Annotated in this window: 10 protein-coding genes; 8 read left to right on the top strand and 2 right to left on the bottom strand. The window is 74.6% G+C overall.

The window, feature by feature from the left end; all coding sequences use genetic code 11:
- Nucleotides 1-43 precede the first annotated feature (43 nt).
- Genes GA0070616_RS02370 through GA0070616_RS02345 form a run of 6 tightly spaced genes read left to right on the top strand, consistent with a single transcriptional unit; the run spans nucleotide 44 to nucleotide 10,311 of the window.
- Complete coding sequence (locus tag GA0070616_RS02370; protein WP_139128830.1) at nucleotides 44-1,000, top strand: phytanoyl-CoA dioxygenase family protein; 957 nt, start codon at nucleotides 44-46, stop codon at nucleotides 998-1,000.
- Nucleotides 997-2,616, top strand: coding sequence for a condensation domain-containing protein (locus GA0070616_RS02365; protein ID WP_091075501.1), 1,620 nt, complete (start codon nucleotides 997-999; stop codon nucleotides 2,614-2,616). Before GA0070616_RS02370 ends, GA0070616_RS02365 begins: the two co-directional genes overlap by 4 nt.
- Nucleotides 2,613-4,448 (top strand): ABC transporter ATP-binding protein, encoded by a 1,836-nt coding sequence (locus GA0070616_RS02360; RefSeq protein ID WP_091075497.1) that lies wholly within the window; start codon nucleotides 2,613-2,615, stop codon nucleotides 4,446-4,448. The genes GA0070616_RS02365 and GA0070616_RS02360 overlap by 4 nt, the downstream gene beginning before the upstream one ends.
- Complete coding sequence (locus tag GA0070616_RS02355) at nucleotides 4,448-6,253, top strand: ABC transporter ATP-binding protein (protein ID WP_091075493.1); 1,806 nt, start codon at nucleotides 4,448-4,450, stop codon at nucleotides 6,251-6,253. Before GA0070616_RS02360 ends, GA0070616_RS02355 begins: the two co-directional genes overlap by 1 nt.
- 54 nt (nucleotides 6,254-6,307) lie before the next feature.
- Nucleotides 6,308-8,053 (top strand): condensation domain-containing protein, encoded by a 1,746-nt coding sequence (locus GA0070616_RS02350; RefSeq protein WP_175439959.1) that lies wholly within the window; start codon nucleotides 6,308-6,310, stop codon nucleotides 8,051-8,053.
- Nucleotides 8,050-10,311 carry a penicillin acylase family protein gene (locus GA0070616_RS02345; protein WP_091075487.1) on the top strand — a complete coding sequence of 754 codons (2,262 nt, stop codon included), beginning with the start codon at nucleotides 8,050-8,052 and terminating at the stop codon, nucleotides 10,309-10,311. Before GA0070616_RS02350 ends, GA0070616_RS02345 begins: the two co-directional genes overlap by 4 nt.
- Nucleotides 10,312-10,316: 5 nt before the next feature.
- Here GA0070616_RS02345 and GA0070616_RS02340 read toward each other — a convergent pair whose 3' ends face one another.
- Both GA0070616_RS02340 and GA0070616_RS02335 read right to left on the bottom strand, forming a co-directional pair.
- Entirely contained in the window at nucleotides 10,317-11,243 is a 927-nt protein-coding gene (locus GA0070616_RS02340; RefSeq protein ID WP_091075483.1) for a TIGR03621 family F420-dependent LLM class oxidoreductase, read from the bottom strand.
- A gap of 3 nt (nucleotides 11,244-11,246) precedes the next feature.
- Nucleotides 11,247-12,794, bottom strand: coding sequence for an amino acid adenylation domain-containing protein (locus GA0070616_RS02335; RefSeq protein WP_175439958.1), 1,548 nt, complete (start codon nucleotides 12,792-12,794; stop codon nucleotides 11,247-11,249).
- Between the two features lie 262 nt (nucleotides 12,795-13,056).
- On the opposite strand from GA0070616_RS02335, the gene GA0070616_RS02330 reads away from it, so the two are divergent.
- Nucleotides 13,057-18,045 (top strand): non-ribosomal peptide synthetase, encoded by a 4,989-nt coding sequence (locus GA0070616_RS02330; protein WP_091075476.1) that lies wholly within the window; start codon nucleotides 13,057-13,059, stop codon nucleotides 18,043-18,045.
- A gap of 113 nt (nucleotides 18,046-18,158) precedes the next feature.
- On the top strand, nucleotides 18,159-25,319 hold the full coding sequence (locus GA0070616_RS02325; protein ID WP_139128829.1) for an amino acid adenylation domain-containing protein: 7,161 nt from the start codon (nucleotides 18,159-18,161) through the stop codon (nucleotides 25,317-25,319).

The following is a 25,319-nucleotide window of genomic DNA, read 5'->3' as shown; positions in this document are numbered from 1 at the left end:
GTCGCGGCCCGCGGGTGCGCGCGTCGACCGGGAGGTGGTGGCCATGGCGGAACGGTTCTTCAGACCGGGCGAGCCGGAAATCGCGGAGACGCTGCGACGGGAGGGCGTCGTCTTCGTCGACCGGTTCTTCGACGCCGCGCAGGTCGAACGGACCCGGGCGGCCCTGGAACGCTACGAACGGGAGACCCTGCCGACGGTGCCGCCGGCGGCCAACGAACGGTTCGCCGACGGCACGCTGCGCTGCATGCATGACCTGCACCGGTACGAGCCCTGGTTCCTCGACCTGGCGAACAGCCCGATCTTCCTCGACCTGGTGCGGGCGGCGGTGCCGTGGGAGCCGGTCGTGTTCTACCTGGAGTCGTTCCCCAAGCCCCCGGGTGCCGGCGCGCTGCCCGCGCACCAGGAGCTGTTCACCTCGCCGGTCGAACCGCCCGACTTCATCCACATGTGGATCGCCCTGGAGGACGTGACCTCGGTCAACGGGGGCCTGGCCTTCTACCGTCGCAGCCACCGCCTGGGCCTCGCGCCGCACACCCAGCAGGCACCGGACACCATGGGGGGACGCTTCTACGGCGTGGAGCCGGAGGTGCTGGAGCGATTGAGCCGCTTCCGGGTGGAGCCGGACTATCCGGCCGGCTCGGCTGCCCTCTTCGACTGCCGCACGATCCACCTCAGCGGCGCCAACACCAGCGGGCGGCCCCGGCCGGTGCTCGTGATCGGGTTCCGCGGGGCACACACGACCGTGCTCAGTGAGGCCGAGCTGATCACCAGCGTGACGGCCCGGTACCTGCGGGAGGAACTGGGCCTGAACCGACAGCCGGTCGACGAGAACCTCACCGAACTGGGTGGTGACGCGGCGGCCGCCCGACGGGTGCGGGACCGGATCCGGAACGAGTACGACGTCGAGCTGACGGTGCCGGAGGTCAGCACCCTGTCGCCGGCGGCGATCGGGGCCCGGGTCGTCGAGCTGCTCGACCTACGCCGGCCCGCGCACCGGTGACGGTGGACGCGAAGCCGGCGGCGGCCACCACCCCGACCACCGCCACCCTGTGTGAACTGTTCCGCGTCGAGATCGGGACGGCGACGTGCGGGCCGGACGACTCCTTCTTCCGGCTGGGTGGCTCGTCACTGGACGCCATGCGGGTGGTGTCCCGGCTGCACCAGCGCTACCACCTCCCGGTCACCCTCGCGGACCTGTTCGCCCACACCAGCGCCCGGTCGCTCGCGGAACGGCTGGCTGTCCTGGCCACGGCCGCGCAGCCGACCCGACGTCGGTCGATCAGCGTCACCGCCCGTCGCCGCCGGTCCGGCAGCCCGCTGTCGTTCAGCCAGCGGGTCTTCTACGACATCGACCGGGCCACCGGCGGCATGAGCTTCTTCAACGGGGTGGACCTGCTGTCGTTCCGCGGCGACCTGGACCCGGACGCGCTGGTCGGCGCGGTCGGCGACGTGGTCGCCCGGCAGTGGGCCCTGCGCACGGTCGTCGAGGACACGGGCGGGGTGCCGGCGCAGCGCGTCGTCGACCGGCCGGCCCGGATCAGGACCGTGGACCTGCGTGGCGCCGGCCCGGCGAAGCTGCACAAGCTGATCCGACGCGAGCATCTCGTCGGCTTCGACCTGCACGCCGAGACGCCGGCCAGGTTCACCCTGGTCCGGACCGCCGAGGACGCCTGGCAGCTGGTCTCCTGCATCCACCACATCGCCTACGACGGCATGTCCCGGGGCATCCTCGTCGACGAGATCGCCCACGCGTACGCGGTGCGCCTCGGCGTGGGCGCGGCGCGCGACCCGCTGGCGTCGCAGTACCTCGACTTCGCCGAATGGCAGGCCGACGCCCTCACCGGTGAGCGGCTGGCCGGCCACCTCGGCGGGCTGGCCGACCTCCTCGGCCGGCCCGCACCGCGGCTGACCGGCGACAGCTCGCCGGTGCGGGGGCACGTCGTCCGCACCGGGCACTTCGAGGTCCCGCAGGCCACCTCGGCCGGGTTGACCGCCCTCGCCGCCGCACACGGGGTGAGCTTCTTCTCGGTGCTCGCGGCAGGGCTGGTCGGGTTCGCCGCGAAGCACACCGGCGAGCGCCGGCAACTCGTGGCCATGCAGGTCGCCAATCGCGGCTGGCCGGGCAGCGACGCGATCATCGGCTGCTTCTCCAACCTGCTGCCGGTCGAGGTGCAGGTGGATCCGACCGCGTCGCCGGCCGAGCAGGTCGTCGCCGCCCAGCGGGCCGTCGGGCGCACCCTGCGACACGAGGAGATGCCGTTCGAGCGGGCCGTCGCCCTCCTGGCGGAGAACGGCCGCGACCTCACGGCGCTGGGCCACCTGCCGACCCTCGGCCTCGCGCTCCAGCCCGACCCCCGCGTCGTACGCGAACTCCCCGGCGGCACGCTCACCGTCGAACCGTCGGCGGAGATCGGCGAGCAGGTGGACCCCACCTCCTTCGGCCTGGTCCTGGAGCTGTGGTTCGACGACGGGCTGCGCGGCATCACCCGACATCTGGTGGACTCCTGGCCGGGGGACTCGTTCGCCACGGCCGGCCGCGACCTCGACGCCGCCTTCGCGGAGCTGGCCCGTCCAAGCCCCGGGGCCGGCAACCACCAGGACGCCGTGGGCGCATGACCGCGACAACCAGCACGGCAGTGCCCCGGAAACCGGCGCCGCCGGTGGTCCTGCTGATCACCGAGGCGCTGCGCACCGACCGCTCGGGGACGGCGGCGCTGCTGGGCGCACTCGCCTGCTTCGCCGTCCTTCCCGCCGGTCTCGCGATCGCCTCCGGGGCCCTGATCGGCAGCCTGGACCGGCTGCGGGCGCAGGGCTGGCCGGCCGCCAGCCGCGACATCCTGCTGGCGGCGGCCGGCCTCGGCCTCGTCTTCCTCCTGCAACTGGTGCTGCCGATGATCGCCCGCGCCGTCGCCGAGCGGGTGGGGCGGGCGTTGGACCGGGCAGTCTCCGGCCGGGTCGTCACCGCGCTGGCGGCCCCCGCCGGCCTGGAACGGCTGGAGGATCCGGCCAGCCGGGAGCTGCTCGCCGCCGTACGGGGCGGAGTGATCGCCACCAACCTGCGGGACGCCGTCACCGGCGTGGTCAACATCGGTCTGGTCCGCGCCGCGGCCACCCTGTCCGCACTGGTGCTGCTCGGCTACCGCTGGTGGGTGGCGCTCGGTCTGCTCGCCGCGTACTGCTGCGCCATGGTCGTGGTGTCGAAGCTGTACCAGCGTCAGCTCGTCTCGGCCGACGGCACGCCCGCCGGCCTGGCCCGGGCCCTGTACCTCAAGTCACTGGTCACCACCGCACCCGCGGCCAAGGAGGTCCGGGTCTTCGGCCTGGCCGACTGGCTGCTCGGCGGCTACCGGGGCGAGTGGGTCCGGGCGCTGCGCCGGGTGCGGACCGAGCGCTCCGGCGTCGTCCGGGTGACCGTGGTGAGCACCCTCGCGGTGGCGGCCGGGCAGGCGCTGGTGTTCGTGCCCCTCGCCGCCGACCTGGCCAGCGGGGCACTCTCCCCGGGGCGGTTCACCGCCTTCGCGGTCGCCGCCGTCGGCTGCGGCGGCTTCCTCGTCGCCACTCCCGACCTGCTGCACATCGGGGTCGGCGGCGAGACCATGCGCGCCGTTCGGGAGTTGGAGCGGGCGAACCCGGCGACCCTTGCGCCCGCCCCCCGGCGGCGGGAGATCCCCCGGTGCGGGTCCATCGTCTTCGACGGCGTCGGCTTCCGCTATCCGCACTCCGCCGAGTGGGTGCTGCGCGGTCTGGACCTGACCATCGAGGCCGCCGCCTCCACCGCCATCGTCGGCGTGAACGGGGCGGGGAAGACCACCCTGGTCAAGCTGCTGTGCGGCTTCTACCAGCCCACCGAGGGCCGCATCCTGGTCGACGGCGTCGACCTGCGGGAACTCGACCCGGATCAGTGGCAACGGCACTGCGCCGCGTTGTTCCAGGACTGGATCCGTTGGGGCCTGCCGCTGCGCGACAACGTCCTGCTCGGCGCGCCGGGCCACCCGGCCGAGCCGCACGACCTCGACCGGGTGGCCCGGTCCAGTGGGCTGGACGAGGTGATCGGCGAGCTGCCCGCGGGCTGGGCGACCGTGCTGAGTCGGGAGTTCGACGGTGTCGACCTCTCCGGCGGTCAGTGGCAGCGGGTCGGGTTGGCGCGGGCGCTGTGGGCCGTGCACGCCGGTGCCGGCGTGCTGCTGCTCGACGAACCGACCTCGGCGCTGGACGTCAGGGGCGAGGCCGAGCTGTACGACCTGCTGCTCGCCGCGGCGCCCGGCCGGACGGTGGTGCTGATCTCCCACCGCTTCTCCACGGTGCGCCGCGCCGACCAGATCGTCGTCCTGGCCGGCGGGCGGGTGGTCGAGCGCGGCGACCACCACGCGCTGATGGCGGCCGGCGGCGAGTACGCCGCGATGTTCACGGTGCAGGCACAGCGCTTCCGCACGGAAGGCGACGCGTGATGAGACCGACCGGGACCCGCCGCCGCAGCGCCTTCGTGGCCGCGATCAGCCTGTCCCTGGGCGCCGACCGCCGGGCCACCGTGCTGACCCTGCTGATGTTCGGGTTGCGACCCACCCTGGTCACCCTGCTGATGTACCTGGTGAAGCTGATCATCGACGGGTCGGTGGCCGGGGACCCGACCGCGGTGACCGTCGCCGTGGTCGCGCTGGTGCTGGCGGCCGCGCTCTGGTCGGGAACGATCGCCCCCGCCATCGAACTGTCGGTCCGGATGATCGAGGCCACCGCCGCGGCGGTGGACCGTCGGCTGATGACCCTGGTCAGCCGCCTGCCCGGGGTGGCCCACCTCGACGATCCGACGGTGCGCGACAACCTGGAGGTCCTGGAACAGGAACGGGTCTACCTCTCGGAGGGGGCCGACGCGCTGTCCCTGGTGCTGGGCGCGAGCGTGCGCGCCGTCGTCACCGCCGTGCTGCTGTCGCTGGTGGACCCGCGGATGCTGCTGATCGCCGTGCTGGCGGTGCCCGCGCTGATGACGTCGCGGTGGGCACAGCGCCGCCGGATCGCCGCGGTCGGGGCGGGGGCCGGCGCGGCCCGGCTGGGCCGGCACCTGTACACCGTCGGCACCTCCCCGGCGGCCGGCAAGGAACTGCGCCTGTTCGGGGTCCTGCCCGAGCTGCGCCGCCGACTCGCCGCCGCGACCGGGGAGGCGGACCGCCGGGTGGTCCGGGCGGTCACCGGCAACCTGCTGCTCACCGGCCTCGGTGCGCTGGTCTTCGCCGCCGGTTACGCCGGTGGCCTGGTGCTCGTGATGTGGCGGTTCGTCGACGGATCGGTGTCGCTCGGCGACGTGGTGCTCACCCTCGGTCTGGTCACCTCGATCAGCATGCAGGTCAACGAACTGGTGCAGTCGCTGGGCTTCCTCCAGCAGACCGTCGCCTCCTCCCGCCGACTGCTGGCGCTTGAGGAGTACGTCGACGACGCGGTGCGGGCGGTACCGGCCGTCGGTCCGCCCGCGCCCCACCGCCTCGCCTCCGGCGTCACCCTGAGCGGTGTGGGCTTCCGGTACCCGGGCGCCGAGGGCTGGGCCCTGCGCGGGGTGGACCTGCACCTGCCGGCGGGCACGACGGTGGCGGTGGTCGGCAGCAACGGTGCCGGCAAGTCCACCCTGATCAAGCTGCTGGCCGGGCTGTACGCGCCGACCGAGGGCCGGATCACCGCGGACGACGTCGACCTCGCCGCGATCCCGGGCGGCCGGTGGTACACGCGGGTGAGCGCGTGCTTCCAGGACTTCTCCCGGCTGGAGTTCACCGCCGGGGTCAGCGTCGGCGTCGGCGACCTCGACCGCGTCGACGACCTCCCGGCGGTGCACGAGGCGGTCCGCCGGGGGGCCGCCACCGAGGTGGTCGACGGGCTCCCGCAGGGCCTGTCGACGAGGCTGGGACGGTCGTTCGAGGACGGTGTGGACCTGTCCGGGGGGCAGTGGCAACGGCTGGCGCTGGCCCGGGCCAGCATGCGCCCGGCACCGTGCCTGCTCGTCCTGGACGAGCCGACCGCGTCGATCGACCCGATCGCGGAGGAGGCGGTCCTGCGCCGTTACCTCGCCGCCGCCCGCCGGGCCGCCGAGAGCGCCAACGGCATCACGCTCTTCGCGTCCCACCGCCTCTCCACCGCCCGCACCGCCGACCTGGTCGTGGTCGTCGAGGGCGGCGCGATCGTCGAGGTCGGCCACCACGACACGCTGGTCGTCCGACCCGACGGCCGCTACGCCGACATGTACCGCAGGCAGCACCGCGCCTACGCCTGAGCCGAGCGACGACGGCTCGTGCGGGACACGGTGCCGGGAAGTGGAGGGTGGACCGTGGACGAAGCTCCGGACGGCGGCCGTGACGCGGCCGTGGACGACGACCTCACCGGACGGTTGCGGGAGCTGTGGCGGGCCCTGCTGGGCGTGCCGAAGGTCGACGCGGACAGCAACTTCTTCGAGCTGGGTGGGCATTCGATGCTCGCCACCCGGCTGATGGCGCGGGCCCGCAAACGCCTCGGCGTCGACCTTCCCGCCAACCTGATCTTCGAGTTCCCGGTCTTCGCGGACTTCGCGGCCCAGGTCGCGCGGGCAACCCGGCACGGTACGGCCGCGCAGCCGGTGGACGCCCCGCAGGCGACCGGGCGGGAGCACGGGCCGCTCAGCCTGCAACAGCAGCAGCTCATGCTGGTCGAGGTGGGGCTCGGGCCGTCGCCGGCGAACAAGGTCGTGGTCGTGCTGGAAGTCGAGGCGGGCGACGGCGGCCGGGTCGACGCGGAGCTGCTCCGCCGGGCGCTGCACCGGCTGGTCGGTCGGCACCCGATGCTGCGTACCGGCTTCCGCCCGGAGGGCGCCGGGCACGTCCAGGTGGTGCTTCCCGCCGTCGCCGACGACGGCGTCCTGGAGGAGACGGACCTGCGCGAGCTGCCCCCGGCCGACGCGCTGCGCCGGGCGCGTCGGCGGGTGCGGCAGGCCCACCTGCGGCCGTTCGACCTCGCCGCGGGCGGCCTGCTGCACGCTCAACTGTTCCGCAGGTCGGGTGCCGCCGACCTGCTGGCGCTGCACCTGCACCACCTCGCCTGCGACGGCCGGTCACAACAGGTGCTCGTGGACGACCTGGCCGCCGGTTACGACGCCCTGGCCGATACCACCGCCACCGCCACCGCCAACGCCGCCGCCACCGAGGCCGGCACCGGCACCGAGGCCGGCACCGGCACCGCCGGTGCCGTTCCCACCGCCACCCACCCGACCGACGTCATCTCGTATCTCGACTACGCGCTGTGGCAGGAGGGGCGGTGGCCGGCGACGCTGCGGCAGAGCCGACCGCACTGGCGCGCCGTGGTGCGGGAGCTGGCCGACGACCCCGCCCGAATGCCCCGGGAACCGGCCACCACCGTCGCGGTGGCCCGCAGCGCGACCGAGGTGGCGCCCGAGGTGATGGCGGCGGTCCGGCGGTGGGCGGCCGGACAGAACGCCACGAGCGTCGTCGTGCTGGCCGCCGCGGTGGCCGCCGCGGTGGCCCGGCTCGCCGGGCTGTCCTCGGTGGGGGTCGGCACGCTGCTGGAGAACCGTCCGCTGGCGGAGGTGGAGCGGACCGTCGGCCCGTTCGCCAACAGCACCCTGCTGGCCGTTCCGGTCGCCGCCGAGGCGACCCCCCGTCAGCTCGTACACCTGGTCGGTGAGCGGCTCACGGCGGCCCGGCAGTGGTCGGATCTCCCGCTGGAGACGCTGATCGCCGGGCCCGCCGCCGACGCGGCGGTCGACCCGGCCGAGCTGATCGACGTGGTGCTCTCCGTCGAGGTCGCCGGCGACCGACCGGCCGGTGGTCGGCTGCGGCTGCGGCCGGTGACCGACGACGGGCCGCCGTTGCTGCCGGTGGCCGTCGCCGCCCAACGCACCGTCCACGCCCACCTCGGCGACGCCGACCGGCTGCGGCTGGCCGTCGAGCACGCCGACGACCCCGACGAGGCGGCTCGGGCGGGGGCACTGCTGGACCACGTGGTGGGGCTCCTGACCGCCGTCGTCAGCGCCCCCGACACCCCGCTGCCGGCGCCGTCGGCGGTCGGGGCGCCGCCCCGGTGACCCGCCCACGAGTCGTGCGGCGCGGCGGCGCGGAGATCCGCTACGACCGCTCCGACCGGCCCCGGATCACCGCCGGCACCGTCGAGGCGGCCACCTTCGGACTGGGCTGGAGCGTCGCGCACCACCGGCGCGAGCAGATGGACCTGCTCTGCCGTCGTGTCCACGGGCGGCTGGCGGAGGTGGCCGGCCCGGTCGCCCTGCCCGGCGACCGGTGGCAGCGCCGGCTCCACCTCGCCGAGGTGGCCCGGCAGTGCTTCGCGCTGCTGCCGGCGGGGCAACGGGAGCTGGTCGAGGCGTTCACCGCGGGCGTCAACGACGCGACCGGTGACGCGACGGGTCACCGCCGGTGGTCACCGGTCGACTCGATCGCCGTCGCGCAGCTGCTCTTCCAGGAACTGGCCTCCGACGGCAGCGAGCTGCGGATGGTCGAGGTGATGCGGCGCACCCTGCCCGCGCAGGTCGTGGACTTCCTCCTGCCCGAGCAGGACGAGTTCGAGACCGACGTCGACGGCGCTCGGCCCGCACCCCTCCGGCCGACCCCGCCGCTGGCCCTGCTGCGCGAGCTGATCGGGCAGGCCGAGCCACGCGACGGACAGCCGCTGGTGGTGACCGACCAGCGCCCGGTCGGCAGCAACGCCTGGGCCGCATCCCACGCCGGGTCCGCCGTCCTGGCCAGCGACACCCACCTGAGCCTGACCAACCCGTCCCTCTGGTACGCCGCCACCATCGCGCTGCCCGACACCACGGTCACCGGCGTCACCATCCCGGGGCTGCCGGTGATCGTGTCGGGAACCAACCAGCACGTCGCCTGGGGTTTCACCCGGCTCCCCGGTGACGTGGTGGACCTCTGCGACGCCGGTCCGGCCGGCCCAGGCGACGCCTCCCCGGGCGGGGCCGGCGCTGCCGGGGGACCGGGCACCCCGCGCCGGGAGACCATCGCGGTCCGGGGCGGCCCGGACGAGGTGCTGGAGGTACGGGACAGCCCGAGCGGCCCGATCGTCGGCGAGCTGGCCGGCCGGGCCGTGGCCTTCCGGTCGACCCTCACCGATCCCCGGGCGCTCGACTTCGGCCTGCTGGGCATGTACGGCGTGACCACGGTGGCCGACGGGGTGGCGGTGCTCACCGACAGCGGGCTGCCGCCGGTCAACGCGGTGCTCGCCGACCGTGACGGCGGGGTGGCCTGGACGGTCGGCGGCCGGTTCCCGGCCCGCGCGCAGCGCGGGCCGCGCGGGTTCTCCCCGCCGGGGGAGAGCGTCGAGTGGATCCCGGCCCAGCGCCTGCCCCGGGTGGTCGACCCCGCCTCCGGGTTCGTGGTGAGCTGCAACAACAGCACCACCGCCGCCCGTTCCGCGGGGGTGGCCTGGAACTTCTTCGGCGGTCACCGGGCGCGGCGGGTGGCCGAGCGGCTGCGCGCGGGCGACCGGGCGGCCGAGTCGGTGTCGGCGCGACTCCAGCTCGACGTGCGGGCGGAGCTGTACACCTACTACCGGGATCTCGCGCTGCGCCACCTGCCGGCCGGCGACGCGCCCGAGCCGCTGCCGACGCTGCGCGACGAGATCAGCCGGTGGGCGGGCACCGCCGACCGGGACGAGTACGGGCTGGCGGTGCTCGTCGTCTTCCGGGATCTGCTGCGCGAGGAACTCTTCGCCGCGCTCACCGCACCGTGCCGGCGCTACGACCCCGAGTTCACCTACTGCTACCACGGCCACGAGTCCGCCCTGCGGGGGTTGCTCGACGCGCTCCCCGAGGGGCTGGTGCCGCCGCCCTGGCGTACCCCGCGCCGGTTCGTCGTCGGGCAGCTGCTGCTGGCGCGGGCGGTGGTGGCCGGGCGGGTCGGGCACGAGCGCCCCGCCCGGTGGGGCGAGGTCAACCTGCTCGCCCGGTCGCCGCTGGGCCGCGCCGCCGCGCCCGATCCCCTGGTGGAGCTTTCCGGCTGCGCCGAGACCGTCTGCGTGGCCCAACCCGACTTCGGGGCGGCCATGCGGCTGGTGGTCGACCCGGCGCGTCCCGAGCGGGGGCTGCTCACCCTGCCCGGCAGCCCCACCGGCACCGGCCGGCAGGACCAGGCGGCCGTGGTGCGGTGGGCGACGGGGGCGACCGATCCGCTGCTCGGCGGCCGGAACCGTCGGCCGGCGGGCCCCGGGCACCCCGCCGGGTCGCCCGGGGCTCGACCGGGTCTGCTGCGGCGGCTCGGCGCGCTACTGGGCCGAGGCGGGCCCGGCCAGGCCCTGCTGGGCCGACGAGGGGGCCGGACGTAGGCGGCTCACCGTCCGGTGAGCCGCGCCACCACCGGAGCGAACGCGTCGAGGGCGGCCACCGGCACGGTGACGAACGAGAAGCCCCAACGCTCGCGGCGCGACCAGAGCGCGTCCACCACCGAGTCCACCGAACCGACCAGGAAGCTCGGGGACTGCGCCACCAGGTCCGGGGTGGTGCCGAACGCGGTGGCGAGTGCCGCGACGATCGGCGCCGGCCGGGCCGTGACGAAACACTCCCACACCACGTGGTTCATCCGGGGTGCCTCCCGGCGGCCGGCGGACGCCGCGCGGACCCAGCCGACCTGCTCGTCCACCCGTTGCGGGGCGAGGTCCGTCACGTCGCGCGGCCCCTGCGGGCCCAGCGGCGGCACCACGCTGACGATGTCGGCCTCGCGGGCGGCGAACTCCAGCGCACCACGGCGACCGCCACCGAGGAGCAGCCGCGGCCCGGGCCCGTCGTGGGCGATCAGACCGGCGTCCGCGCGTACCCGGTAGTGCGGCCCGTCGACGTCGACCGCCGCACCGGCCAGCAGCGACCTGACGATGCCGACCGACTGGCGCAGGCGGGCCAGGCGGACGGCACCCCGCTCCCGCGGCACCCCGGTCACCTCGTAGTCGCTGCTCATCCAGCCCGCGCCCAGGCCCAGCAACGCGCGTCCGCCGCTGAGGGCGTCGAGGGCGGCGAAGTCCTTGGCGAGGAGCACCGGATGACGCAGGTCGTTGTTGAGCACGAAGGTGCCCACGCCGATGCGGTCGGTGTGCGCGGCCGCGACGGCGAGGGCCGGCACCGCCGCCACCCGATCGGTGACGTGGTCGGTGACCAGCAGCGCGTCGTAGCCGAGCGCTTCGACGCGCTGCGCCAGGGCGGTCCACTCGGGGCCCTCGGTGCCGTTCGCGACGACGGCGAACCGGAACGGGTGCTCGACTGTCACGGCTCAGCCGCCCAACTCGGCGGCGAGCGCCCGCCGGTTCGTCTTGCCGTTGGCGTTGAGCGGCAGCACCGGCACCGGTACCACCAGGTTGGGCAGCATGTGGGCGGGCAGCCGGGCCGCCAGCTCGGCACGGAGCCGGGCGAGCAGCGCCTGCGGTGCGGGTTGCGCGTCCTGTGCCGGCACCACGAACGCGACGAGCATCGGCTCGCCCAGCGCGGACGTGTGCACCACGCACGCGGCGTCGCGGATCCACTCGATCCCGCGCATCGCTACGTCGATCTCCCCGAGCTCCACCCGGAAGCCACGGATCTTGACCTGCTCGTCGATCCGACCGACGTAGCGGAGCCGCCCGTCCGGGTCGGTCCGGCCCAGATCCCCCGTCCGGTACCAGATGCCGGGCTGGTCCGGCAGGGAGACGAACCGCTGCGCGGTGAGTTCGGGACGGCCCAGGTAGCCGGGACTGACCTGCCGGCCGCCGATGTAGATCTCGCCGACCGCACCGGCCGCCGCCGGACCGTCGTCGGTGCGCACCACCACCGGACTGCTCGGGTAGCCGGCGCCGATCAGGGTGGCCGGGTCGGCGCGGGCGATGTCGGCGGCGGACAGCTCGGCCAGTGTGTTGTAGACCGTGGTCTCGGTGATGCCGTACGAGTTGAACCACTGCGGGGCCGGGCCCGGCTGACTGTCCGCCCAGGTCCGCATCGCCTGGTAGTTGACCGCCTCGCCGCAGAAGGTGACGTTGCGCAGCGGAATGCGCACGTCGTCCTCCGCCACCACCTCGGCCAGGTGCCGGAAGACGCTCGGCACGATGTGCAGGCGCGTCGGCCGGTGCCGGGCCAGCAGCTCCGCGAGCTGTTCGACGTCCTCGGTGGCGGGCCCGGTGACCGCGACCAGGGTGGCGCCGACGGCGATGCCGGCCCACATCTCCCAGACGCTGATGTCGAAACCGTGGCCGTGCTGCAACGGCCAGACCTCGTCCGGGCCGAGCGAGAACAGCGGCAACGCGTCGTCGAGGAGCGCCAGCACGTTCGCGTGGGTGACCTCCACCCCCTTCGGCGCACCCGTCGACCCGGACGTGTACATGACGTACGCCCCCGAGCCGGTCAGGATCGCCGGCTCGTCGTCCGGGTCCGTCGACGCCCGTCGACCCAGGTCGTCGGCGTCCACGGTCAGCCGGCTCACGCCCGCCCCGAACTCGCCCCGGCTGCCGGCCTCGTCGCAGACCACCAGCCGCAGGCCGGAATCCTCGGCGATGTAGCGCAGCCGGGCGGCCGGCTGGGCCACGTCGAGCGGCAGGTACGCGGCACCGGCCCGCATCAGCGCGGCGGAACCCACCAGCGCCAGCGGCCCCCGGGCCACGTGCAGGCCCACCCGGTCCCCCGGGCGCACCCCGGCCCGCCGGAACCGGGCCGCGAGCGCGTCCACACAACCGTCGAGGTCCCGGTAGGTCAGCCGGACGCCGACGTCGACCAGCGCCGTCCGCTCGGCATGCCGCCGGGCCGAGACGCGCAGCACGTCGGAGAGCGAGTCGGGTCGTGGGTGAGTCGTCACAGGTCTCCTCCGCGCGGGGACGGCACAGGCGGCGGCCGCTCGGACACCGCAGCGGTTGCCCGGTGCGCCCCGCTCTCCCGCGGCACCCTGCCACGCCCGGGTTGCCGCCCGGTTATGTCGCCGGAGGCGGCGGCTGGCATAACCACCCGCTAACCCGGCCCGCCTAGCGTCACCGTCTTGCGGGACCAGCCGCGCCGGGCCCCGACGCGAGGTCCGACGCGGGGTGGGCCGCACCGGACGGACCGCGAAGGGGTGGCCACCCATGGAAGAGGCACCGCCGCTGTCGTACAGCCAGGAGGCGCTCTGGCTGTCGCAGCAGCTCGTACCGGACCTCTCCGCCTACTGCACGGTGCTGGTCCACGCCCTCGACGGCGAGTTGGACCGGGCAGCGTTCGACCGCGCGGTCGACGACCTCTTCGCCCGGCACGACCTGCTGCGGTGCGCGTTGACACCGGTCGACGGCACCCCCCGGCAGGTGCTCGACGAGACCGCCGGGACCGGCCTGGGCTACGCCGACCTGTCCGGGCTGCCGGCCGCCGCCCTGGAATCGGCGGTACGGTCGCTCGTGCTGCGCTGGTACGAGCAGCCCTTCGACGTCTCCCACGCGCCGCTGCTGCGCGGCGAGTTGATCCGCTGCGGCCCGCGACGCCACCTGCTGGTGCTGGCCTCCCACCACCTGGTCTTCGACCAGACGTCGCAGGGGGTGCTCCGCCGGGACCTCTCCGAGCTGTACTCGGCGTACGCCACCGGACGCCGCCCGGAGCTGCCCGACCTGGCCGCCCAGTACGCCGACTTCGCCGTGTGGCAGCGTCAGGAGCTCGAACCCGAGGTACAGGCCGGCCTGCGCTACTGGCAGCAGCGGCTGACCGGCCTGTCCACGATGGCGCTGCCGCTGGACGGCGAGCGGCCGGCGGTCCGCCGGTTCCGTTGGGCCAACCACCGGGCCCCGCTCGACCCCGGGCTGGCCGACCGGGTCGGCACGCTTGCGCGGGCGTACGACACCACACCCTTCGTGGTCCTGCTCGCCACCTTCACGGTGCTGCTGGCCCGGTGGTCCGGGCAGTCCGAGGTGGTCGTCGGCACCCCGGTGGCCGGCCGCGACGAGCCCGAGTCGGCCGACCTGATCGGGCTCTTCGCCGACAGCGTCGTCCTGCGGCTGCGGTGCGACCCGGACGAGTCCTGGGCCGACCTGCTGAACCGGGTACGGGCCGACGTCGCCGCCGATCTGACGCACGCCTCGACGCCGTTCCACCGGGTGGTGGACCGGGTCAACCCGCCACGGGACCGCAGCCGTCAGCCGCTCTACCAGGTCGTCTTCCAGATCGTGCCGGAGGGCGAGCCGATGCGGCTGGCCGGCCTGGAGGTCACCGACCTGTCGGAGGAGTACCTGGAGGCGGCGGAGGTCAGCACCGAGTTCGACCTCGTCGCCGACGTGACCCTCGGCTCGGGTTGCGCGCACGTCGACCTCCGCTACGCGGCGGACCTGTTCGACCGGGCCACCATCGAGCGCGTCTCCCGGTGCTACCTGGACCTGCTCGCCGACGTCGTCGCCGCCCCGCAGCGGCGGGTCGCCGACCTGCGGGTGGAGCTTCCGGCCCGGTCGACCCGGCAGCAGCGACGCGCCGGGGCCGACCTCGACCAGGAGCCGCACCGCGTCGCGGCACCGCCGGCCCGGGTCGTGGCGCCGGCTCCGGGCCGCGAGCCGCACGAGGTCACCGCCCGGGTACGTCAGTTGTGGGCCGAGGCGGTGGGCCCGGGGCCGGTCGACCCGGACGGGGACTTCTTTGCCCTCGGTGGCAACTCCCTGGCCGGAACGCGGCTGGTGCTGCGGCTGCGCGACGAACTGGAACTGGACGTCTGGCTGACCGACCTGTTCGAGGCGAGCACCCTCAACGGCCTGCTGGACCTGCTCGGGCTGGACACCGGGGCGGAGGAGGCCGGGGAGCCGGCGGCCGGGGGACGCCTCGCGCTGACGGCGCGACCCCGGCCGGAGCAGATTCCGCTCTCCTACGCGCAGCGGCGGCTGTGGTTCCTCGGTCGGCTCGTCGGCGACACCGCACCGATCTACCACAGCCCCCTGGTGCTGCACCTGACCGGCCCCCTGGACCTCGCCGCGCTGGACGCCGCGCTGCGTGACGTGGTGGGTCGACACGAGTCGCTGCGCACCCGGTTCGACGAACACGCGGGCGAACCCGTCCAGGTGGTGCTGCCGACCCCGCCGCGCACCGCGGTCACCGAACCGGTCGCCGTCGCGGCGTCGGAGCTGGACAAGGCACTCACCGAGGCGGTGTCCCGCTGCTTCGACCTGGCCACCGAGCTGCCCTGGCGTGCCCACCTCTTCACCACCGGCCCGCAGGAGTGGACGCTGCTGGTCGTCCTGCACCACATCGCCAGCGACGGTGGATCGGTGGTGCCGCTGCTGCGGGACCTGTCCGAGGCGTACGCCGCCCGGCGCGACGGGACGGCACCCACCTGGCGCGACCTGCCCGTCCAGTACGCGGACTACGCGCTGTGGCAGCGGGACCTGCTGGCCGGACGGTCCGACCCGCACAGCCCGATGGGCCGCCAGCTGGCCTACTGGACCCGGGAGCTGGCCGGGCTGCCCGAGGAACTGCCGCTGCCGTTCGACCGGGCCCGCACCGGGGAGATGGACTTCCGTGGCGACTCCGTGGAGTTCGCGCTGGACGCCTCGGCGCACGCGGCGCTCGCGGCGCTGGCCCGGGAACACCGGTGCAGCCTGTTCATGGTCCTCCAGGCCGGCGTCGCCGCGCTGCTGACCCGGTTCGGTGCCGGCACCGACATCGTCTTCGGCACGCCGGTCGCGGGCCGGGGCGACGCCGCACTCGACGACCTCGTCGGGTTCTTCGTGAACACCCTGGTGCTGCGCACCGACACCACCGGCGACCCGAGGTTCGTGGAGCTGCTGGAGCGCGTGCGGGCGAAGAACCTCGGTGCGTACGCCAACCAGGACATCCCGTTCGAGTGCCTGGTGGAGACGCTGAACCCGACCCGTACGGTCACCCGGAACCCGCTTTTCCAGGTGTTGCTGAACCTGCTCGAACCGGCCGGTGACCCCGTCCGGATGCCCGGCCTCGACGTGCGGCTCGGCCAGACCGGGGCGGGGGTGTCCATCGTCGACCTGGTGATCGAGTTCGCGCCCCGGCAGACGCCGTCCGGCACGCCCGACGGGCTGACGGGCGTCATCGACTACAGCACCGCCTTGTTCGACCGGGTCACCGTGCGGCGGCTGGCCGACGCCCTGGTCCGGCTGCTCGGCGCCGTGGCGGCGGATCCGCGCCTGCGACTCACCGAGGTCCCGACGATCTCGGCGGACGAGCGGCGGCGGCTGCTGGTCGACCACAACCGGACGACGCCGGTGCGGGTGCCGGAGCCGCTGCTGCACCGCTGGGTCGAGCGGCAGGTGCGCCGCACGCCCGACGCGGTGGCGGCGGTGGCCGGCGCCCGGCAGCTCACGTACGCCGAACTCGACCGGCGGGCCGACGCGGTGGCCGCGGAGCTGCGCCGTCGCGGCGTCGGCGCCGGCAGCTTCGTCGGCGTCGCGGTGCGGCGGTCGTTCGAGATGCTGGCCGCCGTGCTGGGCGCCCTGAAGGCCGGTGCGGCGTACGTCCCGTTGGACCCGAAGCACCCGGCCGAGCGGATCCGGCTGATCCTCGACGACATCGACGCCCCGGTCATCCTGACCGACGCCACGATGGCCGGCCGGCTGCCGTCGGTCGATGTGCCGCTGATCGACGTGGACGCGCTGCCGCCGGCCGTCGACGTGCCCCCGCCCGCGTCGGGCGAGCTGCGACCCGACGCGGTCGCCTACGTCACCTACACCTCCGGGTCGACCGGCCGACCCAAGGGCATCTGCATGCCGCACCGGGCGGTGGCGAACCTGGTGGCCTGGCAACTGGCCCACTATCCGCGCCGGCCCGTCGGCTACCGCACCCTCCAGTTCGCGTCGCTGAGCTTCGACGTCTCCTTCCAGGAGATCTTCTCGACGCTCGTCGACGGCGGGACCCTGGTGCTCATCACCGAGGAGGAGCGGCAGAACCTTCCCGGGCTGCTGGAGCTGGTGGCCGCCCGGCGGGTCAACCGGATGTTCATCCCCGCTCCGGCGTTGCTCCAGGTCGCCGAGGGCTTCGGCGCGGACGCGCCGCTGCCCCGGGCGCTGGACACGGTGATCGCCGGTTCGGAGCAGCTGCTCGTCAACGACGACCTGATCCGGCTGTTCACCGCGCTGCCCAGCTGCGGCCTGTTCAACGAGTACGGGCCGTCGGAGACCCACGTCGCGACGGTCCACGCGTTGTCGGGAGCGCCGGCCGAGTGGCCGAGCTGGGTGCCGATCGGGCGGCCGATCGCCAACACCCGGATCTACCTCCTCGACGACCAGGGGCAGTTGGCCCCGGAGGGGGTACGCGGGGAGGTGCACATCGGCGGGGCCGGGCTGGCCGACGGCTACCTCGAGCGCCCCGCGCTGACCGCCGAGCGGTTCCCCGCCGACCCGTTCGCCGAGACCCCCGGTGCACGCATGTACCGCACCGGTGACCTGGCCCGCTACCTGCCCGACGGGCACCTCGAGTTCCTCGGCCGCGCCGACAACCAGGTGAAGATCCGGGGCTTCCGGGTGGAGTTGGGTGAGGTGGAGGTGGCGCTGGCGGCGTGTGCCGGGGTGCGGGCGGTGGTGGCGCGGGCGGTGGAGGTGGCGCCCGGGGATCGGCGGTTGGTGGCGTACGTGCAGGCCGACGGCGCGGACGTGGGCGGGCTGCGGGAGCGGCTGCGGTCGTCGCTGCCGGAGTACATGGTGCCGTCGGTGATCGTGGCGGTGGAGCAGTTCCCGTTGACGGTGAACGGCAAGGTCGATGTGCGGCGGCTGCCGGCGCCGGAGTTCGGGGTGCGGGACAGCGACGCGGTGTTCGTCGCGGCGCGGGACGACGTGGAGCGGGGTGTGGCGGGGGACTTCCGGTCGGTGCTGGGCGTCGACCGGGTGGGTGTGTGGGACGACTTCTTCGAGTTGGGTGGTCATTCGTTGTTGGCGACGCGGCTGGTGTGGGCGGTGCGTCGCCGAACCGGGGTGGACGTTCCGTTGGCCGGGTTCCTGACCGATCCCACGGTCGCCGGGCTCGCGGATTGCGTACGCCGTGGACAGGTGACGGCGGACGAGCCGGTGGCGGCGGACGACGGCGCCGAGCGGATCGACCGGATCTTCGACGACCTGTTCGGCGACCCGTCGGACGCGAACGACTGACGGGCTCCACGCGGCTCCCACCAGCCGGCGGGGGCGAACCGCCGCGCGGGTCGTGCCGGGCGACCGGCGGATGTCCGAACGTGGCCGGCGACTGATTGGGCGGGAAGACACACGTGGCAGACGGGATGTTCGAGCGGTTCGCGCGGTTGTCGGCCGCGCAGCGGAACGTGTTCCTGGCCCGGGTGGGCGCGGACGCGGTGGCGGCGCGACAGGTCGGCTTGTCGTACGCGCAGCGGCGGTTGTGGTTCCTGGAGCAGTTGGCTGCGGTGGGGGTCGCCTACAGCCTGCCGGCGGCGTTCCGGGTCGCGGGTCGGTTGGACGTGGCGGCGTTGCAGGTGGCGGTGGACCGGGTCTGCCGGCGGCACGCGGCGTTGCGGGCGCGGTTCGTGGACGTGGGCGGGGAGCCGGTACAGCTCGTGTCGGGCGAGCTGCCCCGGGTCGAGATCACCCGGTTGTCGGCTTCGGCGGACCGGGACGCGGCGGTGACGGGGTGGGTACGGGAGCAGATCGCCCGGCCGTTCGATCTCGGTGGTCAGTTGCTGCGGTGTGCGGTGGCGGTGCTGGCGGAAGATGATCACGCGGTGGTGCTCAACATGCACCACATCGTCTCCGACGGCTGGTCGTTGGGAGTGCTCTTCACGGAGCTGTCCGACTTCTACCGGGAGGCCACCGGTGGTGCGCCGGTGCGGCCGGCGGAACTGCCCATCCAGTACGTCGACCACGCCGCCTGGCAGCGCGACACCCTGCGCGGTGACCGCCTGGAGGCGGAACTGGCCTTCTGGCAGGAACAGCTGGCCGGCGCCCCGGAACTGCTGGACCTGCCCACCGACCGCCCCCGGCCGGCCCGGCAGAGCCACCGGGGCGACATCGCGGAGCAGTTCGTCCCGGCGGAGACGGCGGACAGGCTGCGGGAGCTCGCCCGGGCCCACGGGGCGACGCCGTTCATGGTGTTCCTCGCGGTCTACGCGATGCTGCTGGGGGTGTACAGCGGACAGGACGACATCGTCGTCGGCACACCCGTGTCGGGTCGTGGTCATCCGCAGAGCCAGGACCTGATCGGGTTGTTCGTCAACACCATCGTCCTGCGGGCCGACCTGCACGGTGATCCGTCGTTCGTGGAGTTGCTGGAGCGGCTGCGGCGGACCTGCGTGGCGGCCTACTCGCACCAGGAGGTGCCGTTCGACCTGGTGGTGGAACGGCTACGCCCGGACCGGGACCTCAGCCGCAACCCGCTGTTCCAGGCCTTCTTCGCCTACGAACCCACCAGCGGCACCCCCGACTTCGGGGGCGTACCCGTCCACCCCGTCGACGTCACCGACACCACGGCGAAGTTCGATCTCAGTCTCAGCATGGTGGAGCAGCCCGACGGTCGGATCCTCGCCGCGCTCGGCTACGCCACCGACCTGTTCACGCCGGACACCGCCGGGCGGATGCTGCGGCATCTGACCAGGATCCTCACCGCCGTGGCCGCGGAACCGAAGACCTCCGCGAGCATGCTTCCGCTGCTCGACGACGAGGAGCGGGCCCGGCTGCTGACCGGCACCCCCGCGCTTCCCCCCAGCCCGGTCGCCGGTCTGCACCAGCTCGTGGAGCGGCAGGCGGCCCGGACCCCGGAGGGCACCGCGCTGGTGCACCGCGCGACGGCGACGACGTACCGGGAACTGGACCAGGCCGCGAACCGGCTCGCCCACCACCTGCGGGCGCTGGGCCTGGCGGCGCAGGCGCCGGTCGGGATCTGTCTGACCCGGGGCCCGGCCCTGCCGGTGGCGGTGCTGGCCGTCCTCAAGGCCGGCGGCGCCTACCTGCCCCTCGACCCCGCGTACCCCGCCGACCGGCTGCGGCTGATGCTGACCGACTCCGCCGCGCCCATCGTGATCACCGAGACCGGCCAGCGGGACCGGTTCGCCGACTATCCGGGCACCCTCGTCCACCTCGACGAACCCGCCACCGACCTCGACGCCCGACCTTGCACCCCCCTCGACCTGCCCGTCGCGCCGGGCGCGCTGGCGTACGTCCTCTACACGTCCGGGTCTACGGGACTGCCGAAGGGCGTCGCGGTCGAGCACCGCAGCGCCGTCGCCCTGGTCGACTGGGCCACCGACCGGTACCGGGCCGAGGAGTTCGCCGGGGTGCTGGCCTCGACCTCGATCTGCTTCGACCTGTCGGTGTTCGAGCTGTTCGCCCCGCTCAGCAGCGGTGGCACCGTCGTGCTGGTCGACACCCTGTTCGACCTGCCGGCCGTCGCCGGGCCCCCGGTGACGCTGGTCAACACCGTGCCCAGCCTGCTGCGGGAACTGCTGCGCACCAACCCGCTGCCCGACACCGTACGCACGGTCAACCTCGCCGGGGAGCCCCTGCCCGCCGACCTCGTCGCCCAGGTCTACGCCCACCCCCACGTGCGCGACGTGCACAACCTCTACGGTCCCTCGGAGGACACCACCTACTCCACCGCCGCCCGGATCGACCCCGGCGATCCCCGCCCACCCATCGGGCGGCCCCTGCCCGGCACCCGCGCCTACGTCCTGGACCGCCACGGCAACCCCACCCCCACCGGCATCCGAGGCGAGCTCTACCTCGCCGGCACCGGTCTCGGCCGGGGCTACCACAACCGACCCGCCCTGACCGCCCGACGTTTCCTCCCCGACCCCTTCGCCGACACCCCCGCCGCCCGCATGTACCGCACCGGCGACCTCGCCCGTCAGCTGCCCGACGGGCAGCTCGAATACCTCGGCCGCGCCGACAACCAGGTGAAGATCCGGGGCCTGCGGATCGAACTCGGTGAGATCGAGGCGCTGCTCGGCGAGGACCCGGACGTCGACGAAGTCGTGGTGCTCGCGCGCACCGACGGCACCGGGGCGGCCCACCTGGTCGGCTACGTCGTGCCGGCGGGTGGCCGGCAGCCCGACCCGGACGTGATCCGCCGGCGGCTCGGCCTGCGTCTGCCCACGTACATGGTGCCCGGCGCGGTCCTGGTGCTGGACCGGATGCCGCTGACCCCCAGCGGCAAGGTGGACCGCCACGCCCTGCCGGCGCCGGCCGCCGCCGTCACCACCGGCCATGCACCCCGATCCCCCCACGAGGCGCTGATCTGCGACCTCTTCGCCGAGGCGCTGGGCCTCGACCGGGTCGGCGTCGACGACGACTTCTTCGACCACGGCGGACACTCCCTGCTGGTGATCCGCCTGCTGGCCGGGCTGCGCCAGCACGGCGTCGAGCTGACCGTCGGCGACGTCTTCGACGCGCCCACGCCGGCAGCGCTCGCCCGCCGGCAGCCCGTCAACGCGCCCGCGCGTCCCGCCCTGCGGGTGGCGGACCGGCCCGACGTGCTGCCGATGTCCTTCGCGCAACGCCGGCTGTGGATCCTCGACCGGATCGAAGGCGGCAGCGCCACCTACAACCTGCCGGTCGCGCTGCGGTTCTCCGGGCCGCCCGTCCCGGCGGCCCTCGACGCGGCGCTCAGCGACCTGCTGGCCCGCCACGAGATCCTGCGCACCGTGTACCGCCTGGTGGGGGAGGAGCCGAGCCAACTGGTGCTCGACCCGTCGGCGGCGTCGGTCCGCCTTCAGGTCGTGCGGGTGGACCCCGCCGGGCTGCGCGCGGCGGTCGACCACGCCGCCCACCGGGTGTTCGACCTGGCGGCCGAGCCGCCGGTCGCGGCGACCCTGTTCGACGCCGGCCCGCACGACCAGGTGTTGTTGCTGCTGGTGCACCACATCGCCGCCGACGGCTGGTCGGTGCCCTGCCTGCTGCGGGACCTGGCCGACGCGTACGCGGCCCGGGTCGGCGGCACGCCGCCGACGGCCGCGCCGCTGCCGGTGCAGTACGCGGACTACACGCTCTGGCAGCGGCACCTGCTCGGCAGCGCCACGGACCCCGACAGCCGGACCGCCCACCAGCTGGCCTTCTGGCGTGCGGCGCTGCGGGACCTGCCGGAGGAGTTGGCGCTGCCCACCGACCGGCCCCGCCCGCAGCAGCCCAGCCGCCGTGGCGACGTGGTGCCCGTCGAGATCGACGCCGAGCTGTGCCGGGCGGCCGGCGACCTGGCCCGGGAGACCCGCAGCACGCTCTACATGGTGTTGCAGGCGGCGCTGGCGGGCCTGCTGCACCGCTGCGGGGCCGGCACCGACATCCCGATCGGCTGCCCGGTCGCGGGGCGCACCGACCCGGCCCTGGACGACCTGGTCGGCTTCCTGGTCAACACTCTGGTGCTGCGCACCGACGTCTCCGGTGACCCGACGTTCCGCCAGCTCCTGTGCCGGGTCCGGGACTGGGACCGGGCCGCGTACGCCAACGACGACGTCCCCTTCGAGCTGCTGGTCGAGCGGCTCAATCCGGCCCGGGCAGCCGCCCGGCAGCCGCTGTTCCAGGTCCTGCTGGGACTGCTGTACGGCGCCGAGGACCGGCTGCGCTTCGCCGACCTGTCGGCGGAGCCGATGGCGGTCAGCACCGCCACCGCCCGGCTGGACCTCTCCTTCAACCTCACCGTGGACCCGGGCCGCGACGGCGGGCCGCAGCGGATCGACGGGGTGGTCGAGTACAGCACGGAGCTGTTCGACCGGGCCACCGTGGAGGCGCTCGTCGCACGGTTGGTGCGGCTGCTGCGGGCCGCCACCGACGCCCCGGACGTCCCGGTCAGCCACCTCGACATCCTCGGGCCGACCGAGCGGCACCGGATCCTCGTCGACTGGGCCGGGCCGGAGCGGGCCACGCCGGCCGACCACGACACCATCCAGCAGCGCCTCGCCGCACAGGTGGACCGGGCCCCGGACGCGATCGCGGTCCGGGCGGCCGACGCGACCCTGAGCTACGCCGAGCTGGACCGGCGCGCGAACCGGCTGGCGCACCGGCTGCGCCGGGCCGGGGTGGGCGTGGAGACGACCGTCGCGGTCCTGCACGAACGCTCGCCGCAGGTGCTGGTCACCAGCCTGGCCGTGCTCAAGGCCGGCGGCGCGTACGTGCCGTTGCACACCGGGCAACCGGTGTCCCGGATGCGGACGGTGGTCGCGGGTTCGGGCGCCGCCCTGGTCCTGGTCGACGCGGCCAGCAGGTCGTTCGGTCTGCGCTGCGACGTGCCGGTGCTCGTGGTCGACGACGACACCCCCGGGGCACCCGGGGACGACCTGCCCCCGGCGGTTCCGCAGCACCCGGACTCCCTGGCCTACGTGATGTACACGTCCGGTTCGACCGGTGCGCCGAAGGGCGTCGCGGTCTCCCACCGCAACGTCCTGGACCTGGTCGCCGACCCGTGCTGGCGGTGCGGCCCCGGCGACGGGATGCTGATGCACTCGCCGTACGCCTTCGACCTGTCCGTGCACGAGACGTGGGTGCCGCTGCTCAACGGCGCCACCGTGGTCGTCGCGCCCGCCGGCCCGCTGGACGTGGAGGCGCTGCACCGGGCCCTGGCCGATCCGGCGGTCACCGCCGCCGACCTCTCCGCCGGCCTGTTCGCGCTCCTCGCCGACGAGCGGCCGGACGCGTTCGCCGGCCTCCGCGAGATCTGGACCGGCGGTGACGTGGCCTCCACGACGGCTGTCCGCGCGGTGCGGGAACACGCGCCCCGGGCGACCGTCACCAACCTGTACGGCCCGACCGAGGCCACCTTCGTGGTCACCCACCACGTGCTGCCACCTGGGGAACCGGTGCCGGCCACCGTGCCGATCGGGCGGCCCCTCGACGACACCCGGGTGTACGTCCTCGACCGCCGGCTGGGTCCGGTTCCGGTCGGCGTGACCGGCGAGGTGTACCTGGCCGGTGCGGGACTGGCCCGGGGCTACCTGGGCCAGCCGGCGCAGACCGCGCAACGCTTCGTGCCGGACCCGTTCCGTCCGGGCGAGCGGATGTACCGCACCGGTGACCTGGGTCGCTGGCGGCCCGACGGGGTGTTGGAGTTCGCCGGCCGGGCCGACGACCAGACGAAGATCCGCGGCTTCCGCATCGAGCCGGGTGAGATCGAGGCGGCGCTCGGCCGGCACCCCTCGGTGCTGCGCACGGCGGTCGTGGCGGGGCGGTACCGGGGCGAGCGGAGTCTGCTCGGCTACGTCGTGCCCCGGCCCGGGGCGGCCCTCGACCCGCAGGAGCTGCGCCGGTTCCTGGCCGACCGCGTGCCGTCCTACATGGTGCCGGCGGCGATCGTGCCGCTCGACGAGCTTCCGCTCAACCCGAACGGCAAGCTCGACCGCAAGGCGTTGCCGGTGCCCCGGGACCGCCCGGCTGCCGGCCGGCAGCCGTTGCCTGCCGAGCAGGAGGCGCTGCGCCGGATCTTCGCCGAACTGCTGGGGTTGCCGGACGTCGGCGTCGACGAGGACTTCTTCGACCTCGGTGGGCACTCGTTGCTGGCCATCCGGCTGGTGAACCGGGTCGCCGACGTCCTGGGCGTCCGGCTCGACCTGGGTGCGGTGTTCAACGGAGCGACCGTCTCCGGCCTGGCGACCCGGATCGCCCGGGACGCGCCGGTCGACGGTTCGCCGCGCCGGATCGCCCGGGACGCGCCGGTCGCCGTCCTGGATCCGGTGCTGGCGCTGCACGCCGCCGGCACCGGCGCCGCGCTGTTCTGCCTCCCCCCGGTCACCGGCCTCGGCTGGGGGTACGCGGGCCTGGTGCGCCACGTGGGCGGGGCCCGTCCGGTCTACGCGTTGCAGGCGCCGGCGCTCTCCGGCGACGGGTTGCCGCGCAGCGTCGAGGCGCTCGCCGAGCAGCACCTGGCGCAGGTGCGGCAGCGGCAGCCGCACGGGCCGTACCACCTGGTCGGGTTCTCGTTCGGTGCCCTGGTCGCCCACCAGATGGCCTGCCGGTTGCAGGCGGCCGGGGAGCAGGTGGGGCTGCTGGTCGCCATCGACGGCTACCCGCCGCCGGCCGGCGCGGGCGGTGGCACCGGGCCGGACGAGGCGGGCGGTGACCAGCAGGCGGGCGACACCGGCCCGGACGAGGCGGGTGGCGGCGCGGAGTTGGTGGACCTCCTGCGCCGAACGACCCGTCAGTTCGACGGCGTCGACGCGCGGGACGCGGCGGTCATCGAGACGCTGGTCGACCGCCACCGCCGCCTGATGCGGACCTATGCTCCGCCCCGGTTCGCCGGCGACCTGCTGCTGTTCCGCGCCACCGCCCCGGTGACGGGGCCGGAGGTGGCGGCGTGGCGACCCCACGTCACCGGCGCCATCGAGGTGCGTGAGGTGGCGACGGACCACTGGCGGCTGCTGGAGCCGTCGGCACTTGCGACGATCGGCCCGATGATCGCCCGCGCCCTGGCGGGCGCGGGGGAGAGCAACGAGGAGTAG

The sequence above is a fragment of the Micromonospora nigra genome (assembly GCF_900091585.1).
GTDB lineage: Bacteria > Actinomycetota > Actinomycetes > Mycobacteriales > Micromonosporaceae > Micromonospora > Micromonospora nigra.
The sequence above is the reverse complement of the archived record's forward strand: the minus strand, read 5'-3'. Positions and strand labels throughout refer to the sequence as shown.